Source organism: Noviherbaspirillum agri (genome assembly GCF_054780595.1).
In genome coordinates this window covers 32,955-58,021 of sequence record NZ_BAAGWA010000002.1, presented here as the reverse complement: position 1 = coordinate 58,021, position 25,067 = coordinate 32,955, and the positions used below count along the sequence as shown (strand labels likewise).

The window sequence follows — 25,067 nt, the reverse complement described above, 5'->3', positions numbered from 1 at the left end:
CGTACAACAACAAAACCACATGGAATTTGAAACCTGGTGGCTCCTGGCCATTCCCTTCTTTTTCGCGCTTGGCTGGATCGCTGCACGTGTCGATATCAAGCAGCTCGTCTCGGAATCACGCAGCCTTCCACGCGGCTATTTCAAGGGGCTCAACTTTCTGTTGAACGAGCAGCCGGACAAAGCCATTGATGCATTCATCGAGATCGTCAAACTGGATCCGGAAACCATTGATCTTCATTTTGCGCTCGGTAACCTGTTTCGTCGCAGGGGTGAAATCGAGCGCGCAATCCGCGTCCACCAAAACCTGTTGGCACGCCCCGACCTGCCACTGGAACACAAGGTTCACTCCCAGTATGAGCTTGGTCAGGACTACCTGAAGGCTGGCTTGCTTGATCGTGCGGAGGAGACGTTCAACCTCCTGGTCGACACCCAGTATGCCGCTCAAGCACGAAAAGCCTTGCTGGAAATCTACCAGCGCGAGAAGGAGTGGCTGCGCGCCATCGATGCGGCGCGTGCTTTGCAGGAATCGGGTGCTGGTGCGCGCCAGAAGGAAATCGCGCAATTCTATTGCGAACTCGCGCAGGATGAACTGGTGCATACGCATCCCGACGCTGCGCTGTCGCTGTTGGAAAAAGCGTTGGCTGCTGATCGGCATAACGTGCGCGCCACAATCCTGGTTGGCGACGTGCATTCGGCAAAGGGCGACATCGAGGCTGCATTGCAGGCATGGCGGCGAGTCGAGCAACAAAGCGTGCCGCATCTTGCGTTAGTTGCTCAACGCCTCATGGATGGATATCGGTCCGTAGGCAGGCCACAGGAAGGCGTTAACCTGTTGAAGAATTACCTCGCAGAGGCGCCTTCAATCGATTTGCTCGAAGTGGTGTTCAAAGCCGTGCTCGAGCTCGACGGCGTAGACGCAGCAAATCAGTTGGTAAGCGACGAACTCCGCCGCACGCCAACACTTCTTGGCCTGGATAAATTGCTGGAAGCGCGCCTGATGGAAGCGCCGCCGGAAGTGCGGCCGGAACTGTCGCTTGTGAAAAACCTGGTGCATGGATATGCACAGAAGTTGGCGCGCTACCAATGTAGTCATTGCGGCTTCAAGGCAAGGCAGTTCTACTGGCAGTGCCCTGGCTGTAGTCAGTGGGAGGCGTATCCTCCGCGTCGCACAGAAGAATTGAATGTCATCACTTAACGAGCACCAGACCTCGCCACTTCTGCTTCGAAAATAGTGCCGCGAGTGCCTCGTCTCTTCACTTGTTCACGATCCGCCCGGTCCGATGTTGGCGGGAAGATATAACAGAAGCCTCATCTTGAATGACATGAACGTTAGATTGGAAAATTCCCCTCGGATACTCGTCGTCGGTGACGTGATGTTGGACCGCTACTGGTTCGGAGAGGTGAATCGCATTTCGCCCGAAGCGCCGGTGCCCGTTGTCCGAGTCGAACGACGCGAGGAAAGGTTGGGCGGCGCTGCGAACGTTGCACGTAACGCGGTAGCACTTGGTGCGCAAACCGGTCTGCTTGGTGTCGTTGGACAAGACGAGGCTGGTGATGTCGTTCAGAAGCTGTTGACCGATCTGAATGTCAACAGCTACCTCAACCGCGATGAAGCCATTTCCACCATCATCAAGCTCCGTGTCATCGGCCGTCAGCAACAATTGCTGCGGATCGATTTCGAACACCCCCCAACCGACACAGTGTTGCGCAACAAGCTGACGCAATTCAACGCATTACTGCCGCAGTATGACGTTATCGTGTTCTCGGACTACGCGAAGGGAAGCCTAGTCAATGTCTCCGAAATGATCGCGGCGGCGAAGAAGTTGGGAAAGAGAATTCTTGTCGATCCCAAAGGAGAAGATTTCACCCGCTATAAAGGAGCATCCATCCTCACGCCCAATAAATCCGAATTGCGGCATGTGGTCGGTTCATGGAAAAACGAGGAGGATCTCACCGTAAAGGCGCAGCAACTGCGCGAGACCCTCGAGCTCGAAGCCCTGCTCCTGACACGCTCGGAAGAGGGCATGAGTCTTTATACAGCGGACAGGGTGCTACACATTCCGACTGTTGCGCGAGAGGTTTATGACGTTTCCGGCGCCGGGGATACCGTCATTGCAACCTTGGCGGCAATGCTTGGTGGCGCCAAGCCACTTGAGGAGGCTGTGGCGATTGCTAACCGCGCTGGCGGCATTGTCGTCGGTAAACTAGGTACCGCGACGGTTACCCAAGAGGAGCTTTTCAGCTAATTCCCGCTTGCAAGTTTCGCAATGTGATGTTAATTTTGCAACGCTTTAGTTGTTTTTATTGCAACTATAGTGGGCAGATTTTCTGCTCGTCAATTAACGAACATGGAGAATGATTAAAATGCTGAAACGACTCTTGCTGGCAGCTGCGGCCCTGTGCTTGGCGATGGGCATGGCTCACGCCGGGGTGGAGGTCAACAAGGCCGACCAGGCCGCGCTCGACGGTATAAGAGGAATTGGTCCAAAGACATCAGGTGCAATCCTCGACGAGCGCAAGAAGGGTGGCGAGTTCAAGGACTGGGCTGATCTCGAAAGCCGAGTGAAAGGCGTGGGCGAGAAGAGCGCTGTCAAGCTGTCGGAGGCCGGCCTTACCGTAAACGGTCAGTCCCGCCCGAACGACGGTGCAGCGACTGTGAACAAGGGCGACAAGAACGTGAAGCCCGTAGCGAAGAAAGACGAACCAAAAAAGTAAACAATGCATACCTGCGAAAAGCCCTGCCAGACCTCAGACTGGCAGGGCTTTTTCTTTTAAGTGCGTGCCGGCCAGAGCGAACTACGCATCTTTGCTACTGCGATTACAATGGCGGTTTTGCTGCAGTTGAAACGATCATGCCCTATCTGACTATCGAAGATACGATTGGTAATACTCCCCTGGTGCAACTAAAACGGATTCCCGGAGAGGACGCGGCGCGTCGCAACAACGTCATCCTCGGTAAATTGGAGGGGAATAACCCTGCCGGCTCGGTAAAGGATCGTCCGGCGCTTTCGATGATCAAGAATGCCGAGGCGCGCGGTGAAATCAAGCAGGGAGACACGCTGATCGAGGCTACCAGCGGTAATACGGGAATCGCACTTGCCATGGCTGCTTCCATGCGTGGCTACAAGATGATTCTTCTGATGCCGGAAAACCTCAGCGAAGAGCGGCGGCAGAGCATGGCCGCTTACGGCGCGAAGATCATCCTGACCCCGAAAACTGGCGGTATGGAGTACGCGCGCGACTTGGCCGAGCAGATGCAAAAAGAAGGGAAGGGAATCATCCTTGATCAGTTCTCCAATCCCGACAATCCGCGCGCGCACTACGAAGGCACGGGGCCAGAAATCTGGCGAGATACCGAAGGGCGTGTCACCCACTTCGTGAGTGCAATGGGGACGACAGGCACGATCGTTGGCGTCTCGCGTTACTTGAAAGAGAAAAGTCCGGATATTCGAATCATCGGTGCTCAGCCCGAGGAAGGCTCCCAGATTCCTGGTATCAGGAAGTGGCCGGAAGCTTACTTGCCGAAGATCTACGACAAGTCCTGCGTGGACCAGATTGAATATGTCAGCCAAGCCGCTGCAGAGCGCATGGCGCGCCGGATGGCGATGGAGGAGGGGATCTTCTGCGGAATTTCGGCCGCCGGTGCGTGCGATGTTGCGTTACGTATTTCCCAAACTGTGGAAAACGCAACGATCGTTTTTATCGTCTGCGACCGAGGCGACCGCTACTTGTCGACAGGCGTCTTCCCTGCGTAACCGAAGGAAGAGAGGCGCCTTTTACTCTGCTTCGGCCTGTTCTGCATCCGCGCCGGCTGAAATTGGATCTTTCGGCTTGAACTGCTTGTCGCTGATGCGGAACTTGTCACGACGATCACCCATGAGGGTACGAAGTTCTTTGATGCTCAGGTCGCTGACCTCGTGCATGCGAATCAGCAACGACGCACCCACGGGCAGGCGGCGATGACGGATCTTGCTGATTACAGGAGGTGCCACCTCAAGCGCTCGCGAGAGCGCGGCGTCATTCTTCAGATTGAGTTTTTCGATCAGCGCATCCAACAGATTGTTGGGGTCGTAATGGACCTGATCGGCGAGTCGTGTACTGTTCATAGTATTGCCTGATTGAGTGGTCATAGTCTCAATGATTCCGTAATGCAAGATTATTATACAGAGAAATACTTCTACTTTTATCTAAAACGTCAACTTTCGGATGGTCCCTACGGTAAAAATGTTTCCCTCAATGCAATTAATTGAAACAGGCTTAATTGCTTGATTGCATCTAAATCCATCCTTTAGTGATCTGTTATTTAAGCTGCATTTGGTACAGCAGCTTGCTGAATCTTGGAGTTCATAGACACTATAGAAAAAAGTTGCAAATTTTCAACTGCATTGTAAATATGCAGCTTTACAAAACATTGATATAACGCAACTTAATTCCGGGAAACTTGAGCCGTCAGATGCATGGTTGGCTCTTTGGCAATACATTCGCCAAGATTGGAATCAGCACCGGTGTTTTAGTTCTATTGCTTTTCATTATTTCTGCTGGATTTCACCTTCTGGGCGATCCCGAGCTGTGCCCAACCGTCCGGGCCAAGGCGCCGCATTACTTCGATATTCCGATCAAAAATCTCATGTGCATCCGGGAATGCTGCGACAGCCCGGTCGATACTGCTTTCGCGCAGCAAGTGAAGAACGGGATAAGGGGAGCGGTTTGTGTAATTGCTGATGTCATCCGCCGAGGTGTCTGCAAACTGATATTGAGGATGGAAGCTCGCAATCTGGATTACGCCTTCCAAGCCCAAGGTTGTGAGCGCCGCCTCGGCAATTCCAAGGAAATCGTTGTAGTCGAGGAAGTCAGCCAATACCCAGGGATGGATGAGAAGGGTGGTGTCCAGCGTCTCGGGTGCAGCTTGCTGCAATAGCTGCAGCTCCGATACGAGATCTGCAAGCAAAGCATCGGCAGTCCGCCCGTCGCTTATGGCAAAGCGGACCTGGTTCTTTATGTATACGCTCTTTGCAAAGGGGCAGAGGTTGAGCCCCACCACCGCCTTCTCCAGCCAGTGGCGAGTCGCTTCGACTGCCTGATGCGCTTCCGGGCTCATGTCTTGAGTAACGATCATATTAATTTCCATAGAGGGGACAGTCCATAGATAATTTCCTGTTGGGCGCCTGACGCCGAAGCTGCTCGTGGCAGTCGCCAGCACTTTGCGGTACATTTGCCGCTCACTTTATACGATACGGATCGGTCGATGCGGGTTCGAGTTTCTCAAGCGGCGATCGGCGATCATTGACCATGGCACTCAAAGCAACGATTTTCAAGGCCGATCTGCAGGTTGCGGACATGGACCGTCACTACTATGGCACGCATGCCCTGACGATTGCGCGCCATCCTTCCGAGACCGACGAGCGGATGATGGTGCGCGTACTGGCCTTTGCGCTGCACGCACATGAGGCTTTGGCATTTGGCAAGGGCCTGAGTGCAGATGATGAACCGGACTTGTGGCAGAAGGACCTGACAGGCGCGGTTGACCTGTGGGTCGAGGTCGGACAGTCTGACGAGAAACGCATGCTCAAGGCCTGTGGGCGCTCGTCCAAGGTGGTGGTGTACAGCTATGGCGCCACATGTCACATCTGGTGGGCGCAGACCGCAGGCAAAGTCGAGCGAGCGAAGAACCTACGCGTCTTCAACATTGACCCGGCTACGAGCCTGGCCCTGGCGAGACTCGCGCAGCGCACCATGCAGTTGCAGTGCACGATACAGGATGGGCAGATCTGGCTAAGCAGTAATGAGCAAACCGTGAATCTGGAACTGCAAGAGCTCAAGTAGTACATCTAGTAGTGAACGTCACTGCACATTCAGTGCGCATGTCGGCCTGCACCACATGACGGATGTGGGTTAGCGGCTTCGAGCTTGCCGCACGGCGCGCCCAAGATCGACGACCGACATCGCGTAGAAAAAGCTGCGGTTGTACTTGGTGACGGCGAAGAAGTTCGCCGTACCCAGCCAGTACTCGGTCGGCTCTGTCCCGTTTTGCAGGTCGACCAAGCCGTACGACAGTGTTGCTGGGGAATCGGCACCAGGCGACACACCTGCCGCAGAAAGCTCTTCCAGCGAGTATTTTGCTTCCAGCCCTTGGCCAATGAATTTCTCCCATGAGGCGGGATTGTCACTTGAGGCTACTGTTGCCGGGAAGACGATAGGCTCACCTCGCCGCCATCCATGGTCGACGAGGAAGTTGGCAACGCTGCCAATCGCATCGATGGGCGAGTTGCGCAGATCAACCTTGCCATCGCCATTGAAGTCGACTGCGTAGCGTCGGATGCTGCCCGGCATGAATTGTGGAAGGCCGATCGCGCCCGCATAGGATCCAAGCAGTTCAAATGGATTGAGCCGGGATTCGCGGGCAAACAACAGGGTCTGCTCCAGCTCGCGCCGGAAGAATTCCATGCGCTTCGTCCTGTTCGGCGCAGGCGGGTAGTCGAAGCCAAGTGTGGCAAGCGCGTCAAGCACCCGGAAGCTGCCCGTGTTGCGTCCGTAGATTGTTTCCACTCCGATGATGCCGACGATGATTTCCGCCGGAACGCCGTACTGCTCTTCTGCACGGGCCAGTGTATCGGCATGCGCATCCCAGAATGCAACGCCGGCCTTGATGCGCAGCGGTTCGACAAAGCGTGCACGATAGGCTTGCCAGTTTTTTGGCTTGGTCGCCGGCGCTGGCTTGATTAGCTGGATCGCGCGATCCACATAGCGGACCTGTCGGAAGACATCTTCCAGCTCCGTACGGTTGAAGCCGTGTTTTTCGACCATCTGGTCGATGAACTCGGTAACCTCCCGCCATTGCGCGAGGTTTGCAAATTCGGCGGTGTCTCTCGGTTCCCCCAACGCCTTGCTGACCTCGGCATCTGCTGGTGTTTGTACCACGGTCGGTGCCACGAGTTGGGCCTGCAAGGGCGGGGCGAGAAGCAGGGAGGTCAATGCGGCGAGGCCGGCAGTTTGCTTGAAAAAAGTTATCGGCATTCAGCTAACAAGGTTTTGAGTTCGGAGATTGCGGAGGTTGGCGTTTTTCCGGTGCCGCCATACCGGACTGTTTCATAACGTTCGAGAAAGCGGGCAACTGCAGCCTTTCGTTGCGCTGGGAGCGGCGAGCCAATCGCTGTCAGGCGAGCTGCATAGCTGCGTGGTCCCTCATGCGGCGCACGGGGCAGGCCATGCCGTCCGAGGCTGCGGCAAAACGATTCGTAGAGTGCGTCCAGCGGATCGCGCCTTCTCTCTCTCAGCATGAGCGGCAACACGCCCGCTGCCATCGCGAGTGCGCCCAACGCCACCATGGCAGCGGTCATTGTCCGCCAGTCGACATCGTCGAAGCCGAGCGATTGGAGGAAGCTCTTCTGTTTTTCCGGGGTGTAGTTCAACACCCACTGGTTCCAGGCATTGTTGACTGCATCCCAGTTCTGACGCATTTTGAGCCAGGCGGCCGCCCATGTGCTGCGACTGCCATCCAGCGTGACAAGGCCGCCAAGCATCTGCCGCGGAATGACACTCGACAGGTTGCGTTCGATCCGGGACGGAGCGACGGCAGCGGTGGGGTCGACACGCAGCCATCCGCGGCCTTCGACCCACACTTCAGTCCACGCATGTGCATCGGATTGGCGTACGGTGAAGAATCCGTCGGCCGTATTGAGTTCTCCGCCCTGGTATCCGGTGACGACGCGCGATGGAATGCCCATTGCGCGCATCAGTACCACGAACGAGCCGGCATAGTGTTCACAAAAGCCCGCGCGTGAATCAAACAGGAATTCGTCGACGGAGTGCCGACCGAGTGGAGGTGGCTCCAGCGTATAGCGGAAATTCTGCTCGCGGAACATGCGCAAGACTGCATTGATCCTCTCTGCATTGCTATTTGACTCACTGCGCAAACGGGACGCAAGCGCTAACGCGCGCGGATTAAAGCCGGGAGGCAAGTCAAGCCATTGCTGCAAATATCGCTTGGGTGCATTCGGCTGCAAGTCGAACTCCAGATGCGACACCGCCTCATAGCGCACCCGAGCATTGATCGGTTGCGAAGAGAGAAGTTGCATGTCGGAGGAAATCCCGGTCGGATTATCCGCCAGGCGCGGCAATGACTGCGGGGCTTCCAAGGCAAACACCCAGTTGCGGCTGTGCGGTTCCAGCGTGACCTGATAGCGCACGGGTGTACCACGAAGATTGACTTCGAGCGGCGGATTTCTTCCGAAGCTCGACTTCAGTGAGGTCCAGGTCCTGCCATCGAAATTGCCAAGCACCACGCCGCGCCAGTACAACTTTGATTGCGGCGGTGCGGAGTCGGGGAACTTGACGCGAAACGCAACGTCATCGGACAGCGCAAGCTGAGAGATATTTCCCGGCGCCATGGTGTCCGACAAGCCGGTACGGCCGGCATGCGCGTCACTTGGCAAACCCCATAACGGGCCCTGAATGCGCGGGAACAGCAGGAACAGCACCAGTGTCAGCGGCACCGCCAATCCCAGGATCATCGCGCCTACGCGCAATCGCTGCTTCAACGGTGGAACTTTCCCCGTGTATTGAAAGGACACTTGCGTGGTCAGGATGACTAGTACTGCGGCGATCGTGATCGCAGCACTGCCGATCGATTGCGAATAGAAAAAGCTGGCAAGGATAAGAAAGAAGCTCAGAAACAGCACGACAAAGAGATCGCGCTTGGCGTGCATTTCCAACAGTTTCAGTGCGAGCAGCAGCGTCAGCATCGCCACGCCGGCATCGCGCCCGAACAGCGTCTTGTGTGTTGCATACACGCCCGCCATGGCCAAAATCGCGAGCGGCAGCAGCAGCCAGCGCGGTGGCATGCGGCTACCCTGGAAGGTGATCCATCCGCGCCACAGTAGCAAGCCGGCGCAGACCGGGAAGACCCAGCCAGGCAGATGGCCGATGTGCGGGAAGAGCACCAGCGTGCATGCAGTCAGCAATAGCAGGGTGTCAGCCTTGTCGCGCGACATGGGCCGCGATGCGCGACCCGTGAGCGACCGGATTACCGCGGATATGCCGGATGCGTTCATGTTGCCTTCTGATACAGAGCCAGGGCGCGCAGGCATGCTTCCCTGTGTGCGGAACCGAACGCGGCGGGCAGGATCACGTCGCCAAGGCGGAATGCATAGGCGATGCCGCGGGCTTCTGCTTCCATTACCCAGCGGGTCATGCGGGATAGCTTCGCCTCGGTGTCCATCTGATACGGCAAGCGGGAAAAATCGATAGCGATTTCGGTTGCCGAGCCGCCTTCGAAGTGCTTCGTCACCAACGTGCCGCCGGACTCGGCATCGATACGCGCGATCTGGCGCCATGCGAGCCGCTTCAGGGAGTCTCCTGCCTGATAACCGCGAATGCCGGCGAAGTCATCCTGTCCGGCCAGTCCTTGCCCGTCGCTCTGTTCCACACCTGCGATCGGAAGCGGCGGTGCATCGTCTTCGGGCCGGGGATAGACCAGTGTCTTTGCATCTGGCTGCCAGTAGCTCCATGCGCGCAGCAGGCCAAGCGGAAAGCGGGTTTGCAGTCGCACTCTCGGTGCCGGCAGCCATCCGCGTTCATGTGTCGGCGTGGACAGGACGGTGCTGGTGTTTGCATGCGCGGCAACATCGACGGCATGGGCCAGTTCCGGCCGGTCGTCGGCGACGAAGTCGAGCCAGATTGCATAGCGGTCATGCCGGCTGCGATTGATCAGATGCAGTTCGAACTGCGCGTCTTCTCCGGCGAAAACCGGGGCTGCGCGCCCGGCTGACAGGTAGAGGTGCGCCAGGTTGCGGAACGTCAGGATCATGTCGACCAGTGCGCAGGCGGCGATCAGGAAGGTAAAGGCGAAACCAAGGCTCAGGTTGTAGTTGACGGACCCGATGAATAGCGCGGCCAGCATGACGCAAAACAGTAGCCCCGGATGTGTGGGCATGATGTAGACACGCCGCTGGTGAAGATACACTTCCCCGGCTTCCGCGTCGTGCCTGCGCCACAGCCATTTGCTGGCGCGTTTGCGAAGGTGGTGTTCCAGCGCGCTCAGCATGCAATCAGACCGGGACGGACTTCATCAGCTGCAATACCAGGTCGCGGCTGCCAAGTGCAGAGCTGCCGGCCGACTTCAGCGGCCTCAGGCGATGCGCTGCCACCGGCACAAGCACGGCCTGCACGTCTTCCGGAATCACATGATTTCGTCCCTCAAGCGCAGCCCAGGCGCGCGCTGCCTGCAGCAGCGCAATGGTGGCACGCGGGCTCATGCCTTCCGCAAACAATCCGCATTGACGGGATGCCTGCGCCAGCGCCTGCACATAGTCAATCAGGGATGGTGCAGCATGGATGTTCTTGAGCGCTGCCTGAGCGGCAAGGAGCTCTTCCGGCTGCATCGCTGTAGGCAGCGACTTCAGCATGGTGCGGCGATCTTCTCCCATTAGCAGGGCGCGTTCAGCGGCAGCATCCGGATAGCCGAGCGACAGGCACATCAGGAAGCGGTCGAGCTGGGATTCGGGTAACTGGAACGTGCCGATCTGGTGCGTCGGGTTCTGGGTTGCAATCACGAAATACGGTTGAGGCAGATCGCGGGTGACGCCATCGGCAGTGACCTGGCGTTCTTCCATCGCCTCGAGCAGTGCCGACTGCGTCTTCGGCGTGGCACGGTTGATTTCGTCGGCCAGCAGCACTTGCGTAAAGACGGGGCCAGGGTGAAAGACGAAGCCGTTCTTTTCGCGGTCGAAGATGGAGATGCCCACCACATCCGCCGGCAGCAGGTCGCTCGTAAATTGCAACCGGTTAAATTTTAGTCCCAAGGAAATGGCCAGCGCATGCGCCAGTGTCGTCTTGCCGACGCCAGGAACGTCTTCGATCAGCAAGTGCCCGCCGGCGAGAAGGCAAACGAGCGACTGGCGAATCTGCTGATCTTTGCCGACGACAATCTGGCTGACCTGCTTTGCAACGGCATGGACTTTGGCGAACATGAATCCTCACTGGCCGACGCAATGCTGGTCGGCGATTGTTGTTTGATTATCAAAGAGAGCGCAATTTCCGCTTTCGACGAAGACAATGTAATACCTCATTTTCTTCGTTACACTACCAAAACCCACTGCGCTGCCATTCCTTCCACACGGGCTCCGTCGAGAACGAATGCGGCTTAGATTCTATTCGAGAACACGACGTCGCACCGGCTTTGCCCCACATGACTACCGCCATCTACTCCCACCCCGACTGTAAACGCCACGAAATGGGAGGCTGGCATCCGGAGTCTCCTGCGCGGCTGCAAGCCATTGAAGACCAGTTGCTTGCCAGCCGCATTGCCGATTTTCTCGAATACCGGGAGGCGCCGGAAGCCGATGTTGCGGATATCGCACGCGTGCACACGCCCGCCACCATCGACCGGGTTCGCGATAACGTGGAGGCGCTGGAGAGGAATGGCATCGCCTACTATCCACTGGACGGCGACACCATGCTGAATCCGTTCAGCTGGAAAGCCGCGTTACGGGCAGCAGGTGCGGCGGTGGCCGCCACGGATGCGGTTATTGCCGGTGAAGTGACCAATGCCTTCTGCGCGATTCGCCCACCCGGGCACCATGCGCGTCCGGGCGAATCGATGGGATTTTGCCTCTTCGGCAATGTTGCGATCGCCGCTAGGCGTGCTCTTGAAGTCCATGGCTTGAAACGCGTCGCGATCGTCGATTTCGACGTTCATCACGGCAACGGCACGGAAGAAGCCTTCCTGAACGAGCCGCGGGTGCTGATGGCCAGCTTCTTCCAACATCCGTTCTATCCGTACACAGAGGTGCTCGAATCCGTCCCCAACATGGTGAATGTGCCGGTGCCGGCTCATACGAAGGGCGATGCGGTGCGCAAGCTGGTCAGCGACCAATGGCTGCCGGCGCTGCATGCACACCAGCCGGAGATGATCTTTATTTCCGCCGGCTTCGATGCCCATCGCGAAGACGATATCGGTCAACTCGGCCTGATTGAGGCGGATTACGCGTGGATGACCCAGCAGATCATGGGCATCGCCACGCAATATGCGCAGGGACGCATCGTTAGTTGCCTCGAAGGCGGCTACAACCTGTCAGCGCTCGCACGCAGTGTCGTTGCGCATGTAAAGGCGCTGGCCGAACTTGACTGAGCGTCAGTGAAGTTCGCTTTGCCCCGCCCACGAGGCATGGCGTCGGGTGGCCACCGGTTAAAATAGCGGCTTGCCTCTACAGATAAAGTCTCGCATGTCCATTCAATGGTTCCCCGGTCACATGAACGCCGCCCGCAAGAAGGCGGCGGAATCCATGGAAAAGACCGATCTGGTCATCGAGGTGCTCGATGCTCGCCTGCCGCAGGCCAGCTGCAATCCGATGATCGAAGAGCTGCGCAAGCAGCGTCAGCGCCCCTGCCTGAAAATCCTCAACAAGGCCGACTTGGCCGATCCTGTCGCAACGAAGGCCTGGCTGGAGTTCTACAACAGCCAGAAGGGCGTGAGCGCGGTTGCGCTGAGCTGCAAGAAACCGGCGGATGTCGCCAAGGTGCCGGGATTCGCGATGAAACTGGCGCCGCACCGCGGAACGGCGCTCAAGCCATTGCGCATGATGATCATGGGCATACCCAACGTCGGCAAATCGACCTTGATGAATGCCTTGCTCAAGAAGCGGGTGGCCGCGGTCGGCGATGAGCCGGCGGTGACCAAGACGCAGCAGCGTCTCTACCTCGGCAACAATATGGTGCTGGTCGACACGCCCGGCATGCTATGGCCGAAGATCGAGCATCCGACCGATGGCCTGATGCTCGCCGCGAGCCATGCCGTTGGCGTCAATGCCGTGATCGAGGAGGAGGTCGCGACTTTCCTCGCTGACCAGTTGCTGTTGCGCTATCCGCAGCTGATCACTGCACGGTACGGCTTTCCGACCGAAGGAATTGATGGGGTGAGCGTCATTGAAGGCATCGCCAAACGCCGCGCCTTCCGCCTGAAGGGAGGCGACCTGGATTTCGAAAAAGCCGCGCATACGCTGCTGCTGGACTACCGCAGCGGCGCGCTCGGGCGTATCAGCCTGGAGACGCCGGAAAGTCGCAAGACGCTACTGGCGACATATCAGGCGCCTGAATCGCTGGGGCTGCCAAAGGATTTAGAGGAGGAGACTGACGATGACAACTGAAGCACCTTACGTCCTGAAGTCCTGCAACAACGGCGCCGCCACGCTGACGCTCAACCGGGGCGAGAAATTCAATCCGCTGTCCGAAGAAATGATGACCGCGCTGCAGGCAGAGCTCGATGCGCTGAAAGACGATTCAAGCGTGCGCGTGGTCGTGCTGGCCGCGACGGGAAAGGCATTTTGTGCAGGGCATGACCTGAAGCAGATGCGCGCCCAGCCATCTGACGAGTATTACAAGAGGCTGTTCAACCAGTGCAGCAAACTGATGCTGACGATCCAGCAGTTGCCGCAGCCGGTGATCGCGCGGGTACAGGGGATAGCAACTGCTGCAGGATGCCAATTGGTGTCGATGTGCGACCTCGCGGTAGCGGTGAACGAAGCGAAGTTTGCCGTGTCGGGGATCAATTACGGACTGTTCTGTTCGACGCCATCCGTCGGGCTTTCTCGCAACGTCTCGCGCAAGCAGGCGATGGAGATGCTGCTGACCGGCGAATTCATCGACGCAGTGACGGCAAAGGAACGGGGATTGGTCAACCGTGTCGTGCCTGCAGAACAGCTCGACGACGAGGTGGGCAAGCTGGCCGCAAGCATTCTGGCCAAGCCGGCCGTTGCGGTAGCGATGGGCAAGCAGCTGTTCTACAAGCAGATCGAACTCGGCATCGGTGCTGCTTACCAGCTGGCGGGGCAGACCATGGCATGCAACATGATGGATGAGGCGGCGCTGGAAGGTGTGCAGGCATTCATCGAAAAGCGCGAGCCCAGCTGGAGAAAGTAAGTCGTTCTGTTCGACTTGTTTTGTTCACGGAATGTAAAAGAGAAAACCCGCCATGTGGCGGGTTTTCTCTTTGAGCGTTTTTGAGGTGCTCGATGAAGCGAGGGGCGTGAAAGGGCATCCGCCCTCTCACTGGCCGACATGAATTACATCATGCCTTCCATGCCACCCATGCCGCCCATACCACCCATGCCGCCCATGCCACCAGCAGCCGGCTTCTCTTCTACCAGCTCGGTCACGGTGCAGTCGGTGGTCAGCATCAGGCCAGCGATCGACGCTGCGTTTTGCAGTGCCGAACGGGTGACCTTGGCCGGATCCAGCACGCCCATTTCGACCATGTCGCCATAGGTGCCGTTAGCAGCGTTGTAGCCGAAGTTGCCCTTGCCTTCGATGACCTTGTTCACGACGACGGATGCTTCTTCGCCGGCGTTGGTCACGATCATGCGCAGCGGCTCTTCCATTGCGCGCAGGACGATCTTGATGCCTGCTTCCTGGTCGGCGTTGTCGCCTTTCAGGTTCAGCACGTTGGCGCGGGCGCGCAACAGGGCAACGCCACCGCCAGGAACGATGCCTTCTTCCACGGCTGCGCGGGTTGCGTGCAGTGCATCTTCGACACGTGCCTTCTTCTCTTTCATTTCGACTTCGGTCGCAGCACCAACCTTGATCACTGCAACGCCGCCTGCCAGCTTGGCAACGCGCTCTTGCAGCTTTTCGCGGTCGTAGTCGGAGGTCGCTTCTTCGATCTGGACGCGGATTTGCTTGACGCGTGCTTCGATCGCGTTAGCTTGGCCAGCACCGTCGATGAGGGTGGTGTTTTCCTTGCCGATTTCGACGCGCTTGGCTTGGCCGAGGTCGTTCAGGGTTGCTTTTTCGAGAGTCAGGCCGACTTCTTCAGCAATCACCTGGCCACCGGTCAGGATAGCGATGTCTTCCAGCATGGCCTTGCGACGGTCGCCGAAGCCCGGAGCCTTGACGGCGCAGGTCTTCAGGATGCCGCGGATGTTGTTCACCACGAGGGTTGCCAGTGCTTCGCCTTCGATGTCTTCAGCGATGATCAACAGCGGACGGCCAGCCTTGGCAACTTGCTCCAGAACCGGCAGCAGGTCACGGATGTTGGAGATCTTCTTGTCGAACAGCAGGACAAACGGGTTCTCCAGAACGGCAACTTGCTTTTCCGGGTTGTTGATGAAGTACGGGGACAGGTAGCCGCGGTCGAACTGCATGCCTTCAACGATGTCGAGCTCGTCGTTCAGGGACTTGCCGTCTTCAACGGTGATCACGCCTTCCTTGCCGACTTTTTCCATTGCTTCAGCGATGCGGTCGCCGATGGAAGCGTCGGAGTTTGCGGAGATCGCGCCAACTTGAGCGATTTCCTTGGAGGTGGTGCAGGGCTTGGCGATCTTGCGCAGTTCTTCGACCGTTGCGGTGACAGCCTTGTCGATGCCGCGCTTCAGATCCATCGGGTTCATGCCGGCAGCAACGTACTTCATGCCTTCACGAACGATCGCTTGAGCCAGCACGGTTGCAGTGGTGGTGCCGTCGCCGGCGTTGTCGGAGGTCTTGGAAGCGACTTCCTTGACCATCTGTGCGCCCATGTTCATGAGCTTGTCTTTCAGTTCGATTTCCTTGGCAACCGAAACACCGTCCTTGGTAACGGTCGGGGCACCGAAGGAGCGCTCGAGCACGACATTGCGGCCTTTCGGGCCGAGGGTGACTTTAACGGCGTTGGCAAGAATGTTGACGCCTTCTACCATCTTGTGACGAGCGGAATCGCCAAATACAACTTCTTTAGCTGCCATGTTGTAGCTCCTAATATGTAATGGATATTCGTATTACTTCTGGACGATTGCCATGATGTCTTCTTCGCGCATCACGAGCACTTCTTCGCCTTCGACTTTCACGGTCTGGCCGGAGTACTTGCCAAACAGGACAACATCGCCGACCTTGACGTCGAGCGCACGGACCTTGCCGTCTTCGAGGATCTTGCCGTTACCGACGGCGAGGACCTTGCCCTGATCCGGCTTTTCAGCAGCGGCTTCCGGGAGAACGATGCCAGACGCAGTCTTGGTTTCCTGGTCGAGGCGCTTGACGATGACGCGATCGTGCAATGGACGAAGGTTCATACAAACTCCTTAAAATCAATAAGTTATGTTTATTTGCGGCAGAAATGCTGCAAAGCGGTCTTCACGGTGCATCACTGCCGCACTGGGAATGTATTGAAGCCAGGAGGAGTTGTTAGCACTCTCCCCTAACGAGTGCTAAGTATATGGGCGGCCTTTTCATTTTTCAAGGCGCAGGCGTGCATTATTGTTATTGGCTTTAATACAGTCAGATATGAAAAACCCCCGGTTGGTTCCGGGGGCTGGGGAAAATAGGAGGAACTTCAAACTTCACATTAATGCGACCTCAACCGCGATATTGCCGCGCGTCGCATTGGAGTAGGGGCAAACTTCGTGCGCCTTGTTGACCAATGCCTGGGCAGCTTCGCGCTCCACTCCCGGTAGGGAGACGCGCAGGTCGGCGGCCAAGCCGAAGCCGCCTTGGCCATTCGGGCCAATGCCGATTTCTGCAGTCACGGCTGTCTCAGGCGGCAATGCCACTTTGGCGTGCATCGCGACAAACTTCAGGGCGGACAGGAAACAGGCGGAATAACCGGCAGCAAACAGCTGTTCCGGGTTCGTTCCATCTCCGCCAGGGCCGCCGAGCTCCTTGGGCATGCTCAGCTTGGCGTCAAGCTTGTTGTCGCTGGACACGGCGCGACCGTCACGGCCGCCGGTGGCGGTGGCCTGGGCTTTGTACAGGATCTGCATCGCATATTCCTTTGTTGGTTGAGGAAGAATTAATGTAGCACACAATTAAATTGTGCGTAATTTAAACCCGCGCCGTGCTTCTTGCTGGAAATCGTAGTGAGGCAGATTAGGGAATCCTCTTGATGAGGTCGTCGCGAATGGCGGCGAGCTGGGTGCGGAGATGCTCGAGCGCTTCGTGCGGCTGGCCGCTGGCGCACAGGACTTGGCGCGGAATCGATTGGGCCTTTTCCCTGAGGGCCCGCCCTTCCTTGGTCAGGGTAATCCTCACCTGCCGCTCATCCGCTTCGTCCCTGGTTCGTGCCACCAGCCCCGACGCTTCAAGCCGCTTAAGCAGGGGTGTCAGCGTGCCGGAATCAAGGAATAGCTTCTCGCCGATGCTCTTGACCAGCACATCGTCCTGTTGCCACAGGACCAGCATGACAAGGTATTGCGGATAAGTCAGTCCGAGCGTGTCGAGAAAGGGTTTGTATGCCTTCGTCATCGCCAGGGACGCCGAGTACAGCGCAAAGCAGAACTGGTTATCCAGCGCCAGCGGGTCAAAATCCGTGGCGTCGGTCGGGGCGGGGCAGGTGGACATAATGGGCGACGATGGCGTGGGATAATGATTCTATATTGTGTACGCCGTATTTTCCCATCCTATGCGAATCCTGAAGATGCTCTGCGCGGTCGGCATGGCAATTGTGCTTGCCGGTTGTGCGACAGCGAAACAACTGCCAATCCCGGTTGCCGATGCGTTGCAGCGGGCCGAGATACCGCAGGCCGCCGTCGGAGTCTGGGTGAGGCAGGCTGGCAGCGACTCGGTGCTCGTGGCAGCGAATGAGAACGTAGCGTTCAATCCGGCGTCGACTATGAAACTGGTGACGAGCAATGCGGCACTGGAGCTGCTCGGACCCACGTTCGCATGGAAAACCCAGGCCTATGCCGAAGGGCCGCTCGTAGGTGACGTGCTCCAGGGCGACCTCTACATCAAAGGCAGCGGCGACCCGAAGCTGGTTCTGGAGAATTTCTGGCTCTTCCTGCGCCGCATCCGCGCGCAGGGGATACGCGAGATCAGCGGGAACCTGGTCCTGGACCGCAGTGCATTTGAAGATGTACCGTACGACCCGGCCTTGTTCGACAATGATCCGCTCAAGCCCTATAACGTAGGACCTGATGCCCTGTTACTGAACTACAAGGCACTCACTTTCCGTTTTGTGCCGGACGCGGCGCAATCTGCGGTCGCTGTCTCGGTCGATCCGCCGCTGGCTGCCTACCCTGTGTACCCGCCGAGGCTGGCAAATGGCGATTGCGGCGATTGGCGTACAAGCCTCGCGCCCGCCATCAATGGCATGGATGCCCGCTTTGATGGCGTGTTTCCGATTTCTTGCGGGGAGCGGTTCTGGCATGTCCATCCTTACCAGATGTCCCACGCCGAGTATTTTCACCTTGCCTTCCGCCGGATATGGGCCGACCTTGGCGGCGTCCTGAAAGGCGAGTTGCGAACCGGCGTGGTGCCGGCATCGGCCCGCCTGGTCGCTGAATGGCAGTCGGCACCCCTCGCGGAAATCATCCGGGACATCAACAAGTACAGCAACAATGTCATGGCGCGCCAACTGCTGCTGACGCTGGCCAATACGATGCTGCAGCTTCCCGCCAACACCGAGCGCGGCGCAGCGGTGGTGCGGACCTGGATGAGCGGAAAAGGCATCGATGCCCCGGAACTCAGCATTGAGAATGGTTCCGGACTTTCGCGGATCGAACGGTTTTCACCGTTGACCTTGGGACGAATGCTGGATGCCGCATTCCTTGCGCCAACCATGCCGGAGTTCATTGCGTCATTGCCATTGGCCGGGTATGACGGGACGATGCGCCAACGCCTCGTGAGCCAGGCAGTTGCCGGGCGCGCCCATATCAAGACGGGTCTGCTCAACGAAGTGAGGAATATTGCGGGTTATGTCCTCGCCGCATCGGGCAAGCGTTATGTGGTCGTCTTCATGATCAACCATCCCAATGCACTACACGGACAGGAGGCGCAGGATATCTTGCTGCAGTGGATCTATGAGAACGGATAAGAACTGACAATGGAGCAGTGCAGGTACTTTCAGGTACCGCATGCCAGCTGGCAAGTAATGATATTCTTGCGGGCAATTGACGTTGAGCCGGTTCATGGGTTTGCGCGGCAACATAACAAAGAACAGGGAGACTGGAGATGGCCGAGGCCATTATCGACGGCATGACTGGCGCGCAGCCGCTCCGCCTTCTGGATACCATACCGCCGCGCCACATTGAGAATCGTAGTGTCCAAGCTGCGCCGACGACGCAGGACCTCACCGAACCACAGCAATTTGCCTTCACCGGAACCGGCGCCGAATATTTTCGGATCTGGGTGGTTAACCTCCTCCTGACAATTCTTACGCTCGGTATCTACTCTGCCTGGGCCAAGGTACGGCGGCTCCAGTACTTCTATCGCAATACCAGGGTAGCGGGCGCAGTGTTCGACTACCACGGAGAGCCGAAGGCGATCCTGAAAGGGCGCATCCTTGCCTTCGTCCTGGTCGCTGCATACAAGGTCTCGTTCGACGTCTCGGCGCTCGCCGCTGTCTTCGTTGCGCTGGTCCTGGCGGGCATCACGCCCTGGCTGCTGGCACGTTCCTTCCGCTTCAAGATGGCCAATTCCAGCTATCGCGGGCTGCGTTTCCATTTTCGCGGCACGGTGGGTGAAGCGTACCGCATGCTGATTCTGTTTCCAGTCGTGCTGGCCATCATCGGATTCTTCGTCTGGACGCTGATTGCGTCGTATTCACGCAGCCCCGGTGTCGGCGTAATTCTCCTGGCCACGCTGCTCCCCCTGGTGGCACTCGCCGCCACTGTGCCACTCGCACATTATTTCCTGAAGCGCTACCAGCACGAGCATGCCGATTTCGGCCACACGCCGTTCTTCTTCCACGCACGTGCGTCCCAGTTCTTCGACGTTTACGGCAAGGCGGTCGCATTCTTCTTTCTCGGCTCGATCCCTGCGGGCATTTTCGGTTTTCTCACCGCAGACATCTATGCCTACTTGCTCGATACGGTGTTCGGCTGGCTGTTTGCGCTGCTGTATGGCCTGCTGAGCGCGTATGCGTTCTACCTCTTCGTGCGTCCGTTTCTGGAAAGCCGTATCCAGAACCTGGTGTGGAACCACACCGAGCTGGGCATGCATAAATTCGAGAGCAATGCCAGCGCTCGCTCGCTGCTGTGGATCCACGCAACGAACCTGATACTGATTACCTTGACCTTCGGCCTGTACAAGCCCTTCGCCGCAGTGCGGCTGGCCAAGTACCGCGTCGAAAGTATGATGCTGGTACCCGATGGAGACCTCGAGGAATTTTTTGCGGACAACAATGTGGACACTGCCGGTGCAGTGGGGCAGGAGGCCGGTGACTTGTTTGATATCGACATCGCCCTATGATTTCAGCGATCTACTTTGACGGGCAGACGGCGCGGCGGCACGAAGTCACTGTGTTGATCCACAAGCGTATCGTCGCCATCAGCGGTGAAGGCATCCGCCGGAGCATCAGGTTGTCGAAACTGAATATCTCCGAGCGGCTCGATACGGCTCCGCGGATCCTGCACCTCCCGGACGGCGGTGCGCTGCATGTCACCGATTCGGGAATTGAAAGGCTGCTGCGCAAGAACGGTTATCGAGAGCCGCGTGTCGTCCGCTGGCAGAACAACTGGCCGATGTCGCTCTTGGCGTTAGTTTCGCTGGTGATGCTGCTGATCTCCGGGTATCAGTGGGGATTGCCGTGGGCAGCCGACAGCATCGCGCAGCGGCTGCCGGCATCACTTGAGAAGCGGATCGGCGACGAGCAGTTGCAGCTGATCGATGATGGCTATTTCAAGCCTTCCCGGCTTGGTGCCGAGGAACAGGCCCGCCTGCGTCAACTGTTCGCTCAAATGCAGCATCCGCGCGGCGAAAAGACTGCTTACCGTCTTGAGTTTCGTGCAAGCAAGATGGGGCCGAATGCCTTTGCATTGCCTAACGGCGTGATCATCATGACGGACGAGCTGGTGACGCTCGCGCGTAACGACCATGCAGTCCTCGGCGTGCTCAGCCATGAACTCGGGCATGTCCAGCGGCGGCACTCGTTGCGCCGCATGCTGCAGGCGCTCGGTGTCGGGGTGGTGATCAACCTCCTCGTCGGCGACGTGTCGAGCGTGCTGGCTGCCGCGCCCACCTTCCTGCTGGACCAGAAGTACTCGCGCGACTTCGAGCGCGAGGCGGACCGGTACGCCATCGACATGATGCAGATGAACAAGCTGCCACTGTCGCCGATGGCCGACCTGTTCGAGAAGATGGGGGCAATGCACGACCACGACCATACGGATGAGGGCCGGGATTCGGCATCCCGGGACGATGAGGATGATGAGGACATGGCGCCGCAGGAAAAGCCATCGAACGGCAAGACGCGCCGCAAGCGCTCGATGGAATACCTCAGTTCACATCCAAGCGACGAGGAGCGCATTGCGCGTTTGCGTGCCGGCGACGCCGGCAAGTAGCAAGGCCTGCTAGCGCTTTCGCATGCGGGGCGCGCGGTCAGGACGGGGCGTATTCAGGGTCGGGGGCGTACTACAGGTCCTACAGCATGACCGGCTTGTTGGAAAGCTGGTTATGCATCGAGCCGTCGTCGGGGTAGTGCTTCTGCAGCAATGCATTCAACGCTTCCAGTGCGGCGATGACGCTGCGGTGGTATTCGCCGTGTGCAAATCCCTTGGTCATCGTGCGGCAGATCGCTTCCCATTCGTCGACGCCGACAACACGGCCGACGCCACGGTCGGCCACGATTTCCACCTGATGGTCGGCGAGGTTGATATAGACCAGCACGCCGCAGTTTTCTTCCGTATCCCACACATGGTATTGCGCGAACAGTTCGCGGGCACGTTCGCGCGGCGACATGCCGTTCAGAACTGCCTGCATCGGCAGGGACGGCTCGACCACGATGCGGACCTCGGCACGATGCGTTGTTTCGCCGTGCGTGATGGCTTCCTCGATCGCCTTCAGCGTCGATTCCGGAAAAGCACGCCGACCGGAGGCCGTCGTGGTGCGCAAATGCCTGAACAGGCGAGCGAATGTGTTCATTACCAATTCCCCGAGGCGCCACCACCATCGGCGCTGCCACCGCCACCACCGAATCCGCCACCGCCGCCGAATCCTCCCCCTCCAAAACCTCCGCCGCCAAAGCCACCATGGCTGCCATGCCCGAATCCGCCGCCAAGGATGATGCCGGGTGTCGAGCGGCCCCAGCTATGGCGGTGACGCGCATACTGGCGGGAGCGCATGCGTGACATCAGCAGGAACAGGATCACGAAAAAGACAAACAGGCCGAAGGAGATGCCATCCGACTCCTCATCAACCTGTGCCGTTTGCGCTTGTTTCGCGCCGGGAGGGGCGGGAAATTGTTCCTTGTCCAGCAGGCTGGTGATGGCGGAGACGCCGGCAGCCAGGCCGCCGTAAAAATCGTTCTGGCGGAAATGCGGTGCAATGACGTCCTGCAGGATGCGCTTGGACTGTGCGTCGGTCAGCGAACCTTGCACGCCGCGCCCGGCTTCGATGCGCATGCGACGCAGAGACGGCGGATTGTTTTTTGCGACGATCAGCAGCACGCCGTCATCCACGCCCTTGCGTCCGAGTTTCCAGGTATCGAACACGCGGATACTGTACTGCTCGATGGCTTCCGGTTCCGTCTTGCTGACCAGAAGGATCGCGATCTGGCTGCCGGTACGTTCTTCATAGTCCTTTAGCACATTTTCCAGCGTCGCTTCCTGATTCTCGGTCAGCATGCCGGCCTTGTCCGTGACCCGCTTCTGCAACGGCGGAACAGGAACGAACTCCTGCGCACCTGCAGTTGCCACCAGCAAGGCCAGCATGAAGCCGGCTAGCCATCGGAGAGTCGTCATGGCTGCGTTCCAGGCTTACTTGCCGAAATTGACCGCAGGCGCATTGGAGATCGCCTTTTCATTTTCGACGGTAAACGACGGCTTGACCTCGTAGTCGAACATCATCGCCGTCAGGTTGGTCGGGAAGCTGCGCGCCAGCACGTTGTACTCCCGTACCGCCTGGATGTAGCGCTGGCGGGCGACGGTAATGCGGTTCTCCGTGCCTTCCAGTTGCGACTGCAGGTCGCGGAAGCTCGTGTCCGCCTTCAGTTGCGGATAGTTTTCTGAAACGGCCATCAAGCGCGACAGGGCGCTCGACAGTTCTCCCTGCACCTGCTGGAACTTGTTGAAGGCTTCCGGGTTGTTCAGCACTTCCGGCGTGATCTGGAAACTGGTCGCAGCGGCACGTGCGCGCGTCACAGCCTCCAAGGTTTCCTTTTCATGGGAAGCATAACCTTTGACTGTATTGACCAGGTTAGGGATCAGGTCGGCGCGGCGCTGGTACTGGTTCACGACTTCACCCCACGCGGCCTTCACGTTCTCGTCCTTGTCCTGGAATTCGTTGTAGCCGCAAGCGCTCAGCATCGAAGTAAAGGCAGCAATCGCTAGCCATTTCATCCATGTCTTCATCGAATTTCCTTTATTGAATGCGTTGTTGGAAATGACGCGTCGTTATTTGAGGTCCCGCAGGCGCGGTTTCAATAGCACCGTACTCATTGCCGCCAGGATCAGGCCCATTGCAGCGTAATCCTGCCAGTGGGGCGTTTCGCCTAGCAACCATGCGCCGGAGAAAACCCCAAGCACCGGGATCATCATGACCGACAGGCTGGAAGCAACCGGCGGCAGCGTGCGCGCCAGCTTGAACCATACCACGTGGGCAAAGCCGAAGATGACGAGTGCGTTGTAGGCGATTGCACTCAGGGCGGCTGCATCGGGCAAGTGCCACGCATGGCCTTCAACGATGGCGGCAACCGCCAGCATGACGAGCGTGGTCAATAGCAGCATCCAGAAGGTGAGGGAGATGGTCGGCATGTCGAGCGCGGAGCGTTTCATTGCCACGGTGCCGTAGCCCCAGCTGGCGGCGGCGATCAGGATGAAAAGCGTGCCGAAGGGATTGCCGGCCAAGGACGCAAACTCGCTGGACAGCAGCAGGAGGGCGCCTCCCAACGCAAATGCAAGGCCGAACCATGCGGAGCGTGCCGGACGTTCTCCATAAAACACCATGCCCGCCAGGACGGCCCAGACCGGCATGGTGTAACCGAGAATGGCGGCGCGGCCGGAGGACAGCATCTTTACGCCGAGAATCATGAAGATGTTCCAGACCAGCATATTCGGAACGGCGAGCGCCATGATGCTCCGTACGCTGCCTCGTGGTAGGGCAAGCGATGCACCTTGCGCGCGTGCCGCGATCCACAGTACCGGAATACCGCCTAGCATGCCGAGTGTGCGGAAGGTAATCGGTGGAAAATCGCGCACGCCCATTTTCATGATCGGCCAGTTGATGCCCCAGCATAGCGTCAGCAGGACAAGCAGGATCCAGTCCTTGCGGGAAAGAGAAGTCATGCCGAAACGATAGCATGGCACGTTACAATGCGCACTGTTCGAACATTGGGGCTCAGCCATGACTTTCATCGAGAAACTTACCGCCGCCTGGACGGCAAACAACTCCTTGCTATGCGTCGGCCTCGACCCCGATATCGCGAAGTTCCCCGCCCATCTGCAGAGTCAGCCGGATGCGATCTATGCGTTCTGCAAGGCCATCATCGACGCCACTGCGGCAACGGCCTGCGCATTCAAGCCGCAGATTGCCTACTTTGCGGCATTGCGCGCGGAAGACCAGCTCGAAGCGATTTGCGAGTACCTGCGCGCCAATTATCCGAAGATTCCCATCGTGCTCGATGCCAAGCGCGGCGACATCGGCGCAACCGCCGAGCAATATGCGCGCGAAGCATTCGAGCGCTATGGCGCCGATGCGGTCACCGTGAATCCGTACATGGGCTTCGATTCGGTTGCGCCTTATCTCGAATGGAAGGACCGTGGCGTGATCATCCTTTGCCGCACGTCCAATCCCGGCGGCTCCGATTTGCAGTTCCTGAACGCGGACGGCAAGCCCGTCTATCAACATGTCGCGCAACTGGTCGCTGACAAGTGGAACACCAATGGTCAGTGCGGCCTGGTGGTCGGCGCGACCTTCCCGGATGAACTGGCCCAGGTAAGACGCATAGTGGGCGAGATGCCCTTGCTGGTGCCCGGCGTAGGTGCGCAGGGTGGTGATGTGCGCGCAACGGTGCTGGCCGGGAAAACCGGGAACGGAACCGGCATGATGATCAACTCGTCGCGCGCAATCCTGTATGCGAAGCCGGACGCGCAGGCGGGTGAAGACTTCACGCAGGCAGCACGTCGTGTGGCCATGGAAACGCGAGACGCGATAAACCGTTTCCGTTAAAACAC

26 protein-coding genes are annotated in these 25,067 nt (G+C 58.2%); 12 read left to right on the top strand and 14 right to left on the bottom strand.

Annotated elements, in window-relative coordinates; genetic code table 11:
* The first annotated feature begins 19 nt into the window (after positions 1–19).
* The 4 genes from lapB to cysM all read left to right on the top strand — a co-directional run bounded on the left by lapB (position 20) and on the right by cysM (position 3,755).
* Positions 20–1,195, top strand: coding sequence for a lipopolysaccharide assembly protein LapB (gene lapB / locus ACYVIA_RS02935; RefSeq protein WP_460837739.1), 1,176 nt, complete (start codon positions 20–22; stop codon positions 1,193–1,195).
* 127 nt (positions 1,196–1,322) lie between these two features.
* Complete coding sequence (gene rfaE1, locus ACYVIA_RS02930) at positions 1,323–2,246, top strand: D-glycero-beta-D-manno-heptose-7-phosphate kinase (protein ID WP_460838687.1); 924 nt, start codon at positions 1,323–1,325, stop codon at positions 2,244–2,246.
* A gap of 118 nt (positions 2,247–2,364) precedes the next feature.
* Positions 2,365–2,715 (top strand): ComEA family DNA-binding protein, encoded by a 351-nt coding sequence (locus ACYVIA_RS02925; RefSeq protein WP_460837738.1) that lies wholly within the window; start codon positions 2,365–2,367, stop codon positions 2,713–2,715.
* Between the two features lie 137 nt (positions 2,716–2,852).
* Positions 2,853–3,755 (top strand): cysteine synthase CysM, encoded by a 903-nt coding sequence (cysM, locus tag ACYVIA_RS02920; protein ID WP_460837736.1) that lies wholly within the window; start codon positions 2,853–2,855, stop codon positions 3,753–3,755.
* A gap of 21 nt (positions 3,756–3,776) precedes the next feature.
* Here cysM and ACYVIA_RS02915 read toward each other — a convergent pair whose 3' ends face one another.
* Entirely contained in the window at positions 3,777–4,130 is a 354-nt protein-coding gene (locus tag ACYVIA_RS02915; RefSeq protein WP_460837735.1) for a hypothetical protein, read from the bottom strand.
* A gap of 386 nt (positions 4,131–4,516) precedes the next feature.
* Entirely contained in the window at positions 4,517–5,098 is a 582-nt protein-coding gene (locus ACYVIA_RS02910; protein WP_460838685.1) for a DUF1415 domain-containing protein, read from the bottom strand.
* A 191-nt stretch (positions 5,099–5,289) separates the two neighbouring features.
* Here ACYVIA_RS02910 and ACYVIA_RS02905 point away from each other — a divergent pair, with 191 nt between their 5' ends.
* Positions 5,290–5,823 carry a YaeQ family protein gene (locus ACYVIA_RS02905; RefSeq protein ID WP_460837734.1) on the top strand — a complete coding sequence of 178 codons (534 nt, stop codon included), beginning with the start codon at positions 5,290–5,292 and terminating at the stop codon, positions 5,821–5,823.
* A gap of 69 nt (positions 5,824–5,892) precedes the next feature.
* Here the strand turns inward: ACYVIA_RS02905 and mltB are convergent, their stop codons facing one another.
* The 4 genes from mltB to ACYVIA_RS02885 are packed head-to-tail and all read right to left on the bottom strand — an operon-like array spanning position 5,893 to position 10,967.
* Positions 5,893–7,014: a lytic murein transglycosylase B gene (gene mltB / locus ACYVIA_RS02900; RefSeq protein ID WP_460837732.1), complete on the bottom strand. Its 1,122-nt coding sequence runs from the start codon at positions 7,012–7,014 to the stop codon at positions 5,893–5,895.
* On the bottom strand, positions 7,005–9,050 hold the full coding sequence (locus ACYVIA_RS02895; RefSeq protein ID WP_460837730.1) for a transglutaminase TgpA family protein: 2,046 nt from the start codon (positions 9,048–9,050) through the stop codon (positions 7,005–7,007). Before ACYVIA_RS02895 ends, mltB begins: the two co-directional genes overlap by 10 nt.
* Positions 9,047–10,042 carry a DUF58 domain-containing protein gene (locus ACYVIA_RS02890; RefSeq protein ID WP_460837729.1) on the bottom strand — a complete coding sequence of 332 codons (996 nt, stop codon included), beginning with the start codon at positions 10,040–10,042 and terminating at the stop codon, positions 9,047–9,049. Before ACYVIA_RS02890 ends, ACYVIA_RS02895 begins: the two co-directional genes overlap by 4 nt.
* A 4-nt stretch (positions 10,043–10,046) precedes the next feature.
* On the bottom strand, positions 10,047–10,967 hold the full coding sequence (locus tag ACYVIA_RS02885) for an AAA family ATPase (RefSeq protein WP_460837727.1): 921 nt from the start codon (positions 10,965–10,967) through the stop codon (positions 10,047–10,049).
* 218 nt (positions 10,968–11,185) lie between these two features.
* Here ACYVIA_RS02885 and ACYVIA_RS02880 point away from each other — a divergent pair, with 218 nt between their 5' ends.
* The 3 genes from ACYVIA_RS02880 to ACYVIA_RS02870 all read left to right on the top strand — a co-directional run bounded on the left by ACYVIA_RS02880 (position 11,186) and on the right by ACYVIA_RS02870 (position 13,914).
* The gene (locus tag ACYVIA_RS02880; protein WP_460837725.1) at positions 11,186–12,127 is read left to right on the top strand and encodes a histone deacetylase family protein; all 942 of its coding nucleotides are present in this window, start codon (positions 11,186–11,188) and stop codon (positions 12,125–12,127) included.
* 94 nt (positions 12,128–12,221) lie between these two features.
* Positions 12,222–13,142, top strand: coding sequence for a ribosome biogenesis GTPase YlqF (gene ylqF / locus ACYVIA_RS02875; protein ID WP_460837723.1), 921 nt, complete (start codon positions 12,222–12,224; stop codon positions 13,140–13,142).
* A complete protein-coding gene (locus ACYVIA_RS02870) occupies positions 13,132–13,914 on the top strand; it encodes an enoyl-CoA hydratase (protein ID WP_460837721.1) in 783 nt (260 codons plus the stop codon). The genes ylqF and ACYVIA_RS02870 overlap by 11 nt, the downstream gene beginning before the upstream one ends.
* A 143-nt stretch (positions 13,915–14,057) precedes the next feature.
* On the opposite strand, the gene groL is transcribed toward ACYVIA_RS02870, so the two are convergent.
* From groL to ACYVIA_RS02850, 4 genes are all read right to left on the bottom strand, one after another.
* Positions 14,058–15,710, bottom strand: a complete 1,653-nt coding sequence (gene groL / locus ACYVIA_RS02865) for a chaperonin GroEL (RefSeq protein ID WP_460837719.1) — start codon at positions 15,708–15,710, stop codon at positions 14,058–14,060.
* Positions 15,711–15,743: 33 nt separating this feature from the next.
* Positions 15,744–16,034, bottom strand: coding sequence for a co-chaperone GroES (gene groES / locus ACYVIA_RS02860; RefSeq protein WP_040041505.1), 291 nt, complete (start codon positions 16,032–16,034; stop codon positions 15,744–15,746).
* A 267-nt stretch (positions 16,035–16,301) separates the two neighbouring features.
* Entirely contained in the window at positions 16,302–16,721 is a 420-nt protein-coding gene (locus ACYVIA_RS02855) for an organic hydroperoxide resistance protein (protein WP_460837718.1), read from the bottom strand.
* 106 nt (positions 16,722–16,827) lie between these two features.
* A complete protein-coding gene (locus tag ACYVIA_RS02850) occupies positions 16,828–17,298 on the bottom strand; it encodes a MarR family winged helix-turn-helix transcriptional regulator (protein WP_460837716.1) in 471 nt (156 codons plus the stop codon).
* Between the two features lie 94 nt (positions 17,299–17,392).
* Here ACYVIA_RS02850 and dacB point away from each other — a divergent pair, with 94 nt between their 5' ends.
* The 3 genes from dacB to ACYVIA_RS02835 all read left to right on the top strand — a co-directional run bounded on the left by dacB (position 17,393) and on the right by ACYVIA_RS02835 (position 21,239).
* The gene (dacB, locus tag ACYVIA_RS02845) at positions 17,393–18,772 is read left to right on the top strand and encodes a D-alanyl-D-alanine carboxypeptidase/D-alanyl-D-alanine endopeptidase (protein ID WP_460837715.1); all 1,380 of its coding nucleotides are present in this window, start codon (positions 17,393–17,395) and stop codon (positions 18,770–18,772) included.
* 137 nt (positions 18,773–18,909) lie between these two features.
* On the top strand, positions 18,910–20,148 hold the full coding sequence (locus tag ACYVIA_RS02840) for a YjgN family protein (protein WP_460837712.1): 1,239 nt from the start codon (positions 18,910–18,912) through the stop codon (positions 20,146–20,148).
* On the top strand, positions 20,145–21,239 hold the full coding sequence (locus ACYVIA_RS02835) for a M48 family metallopeptidase (RefSeq protein WP_460837711.1): 1,095 nt from the start codon (positions 20,145–20,147) through the stop codon (positions 21,237–21,239). The genes ACYVIA_RS02840 and ACYVIA_RS02835 overlap by 4 nt, the downstream gene beginning before the upstream one ends.
* A gap of 79 nt (positions 21,240–21,318) precedes the next feature.
* Here ACYVIA_RS02835 and ACYVIA_RS02830 read toward each other — a convergent pair whose 3' ends face one another.
* From ACYVIA_RS02830 to ACYVIA_RS02815, 4 genes are read right to left on the bottom strand one after another with little or no spacing between them, the layout of a single operon-like run.
* Positions 21,319–21,819, bottom strand: coding sequence for a TPM domain-containing protein (locus ACYVIA_RS02830; RefSeq protein ID WP_460837707.1), 501 nt, complete (start codon positions 21,817–21,819; stop codon positions 21,319–21,321).
* On the bottom strand, positions 21,819–22,637 hold the full coding sequence (locus ACYVIA_RS02825) for a TPM domain-containing protein (protein WP_460837705.1): 819 nt from the start codon (positions 22,635–22,637) through the stop codon (positions 21,819–21,821). Before ACYVIA_RS02825 ends, ACYVIA_RS02830 begins: the two co-directional genes overlap by 1 nt.
* Positions 22,638–22,652: 15 nt before the next feature.
* Positions 22,653–23,246 (bottom strand): LemA family protein, encoded by a 594-nt coding sequence (locus ACYVIA_RS02820; protein ID WP_460837702.1) that lies wholly within the window; start codon positions 23,244–23,246, stop codon positions 22,653–22,655.
* A 42-nt stretch (positions 23,247–23,288) separates the two neighbouring features.
* Complete coding sequence (locus ACYVIA_RS02815) at positions 23,289–24,179, bottom strand: DMT family transporter (RefSeq protein ID WP_460837700.1); 891 nt, start codon at positions 24,177–24,179, stop codon at positions 23,289–23,291.
* A 58-nt stretch (positions 24,180–24,237) separates the two neighbouring features.
* Between ACYVIA_RS02815 and pyrF the strand changes: the two genes are divergently transcribed.
* Complete coding sequence (gene pyrF / locus ACYVIA_RS02810) at positions 24,238–25,062, top strand: orotidine-5'-phosphate decarboxylase (protein ID WP_460837699.1); 825 nt, start codon at positions 24,238–24,240, stop codon at positions 25,060–25,062.
* Positions 25,063–25,067: the final 5 nt, after the last annotated feature.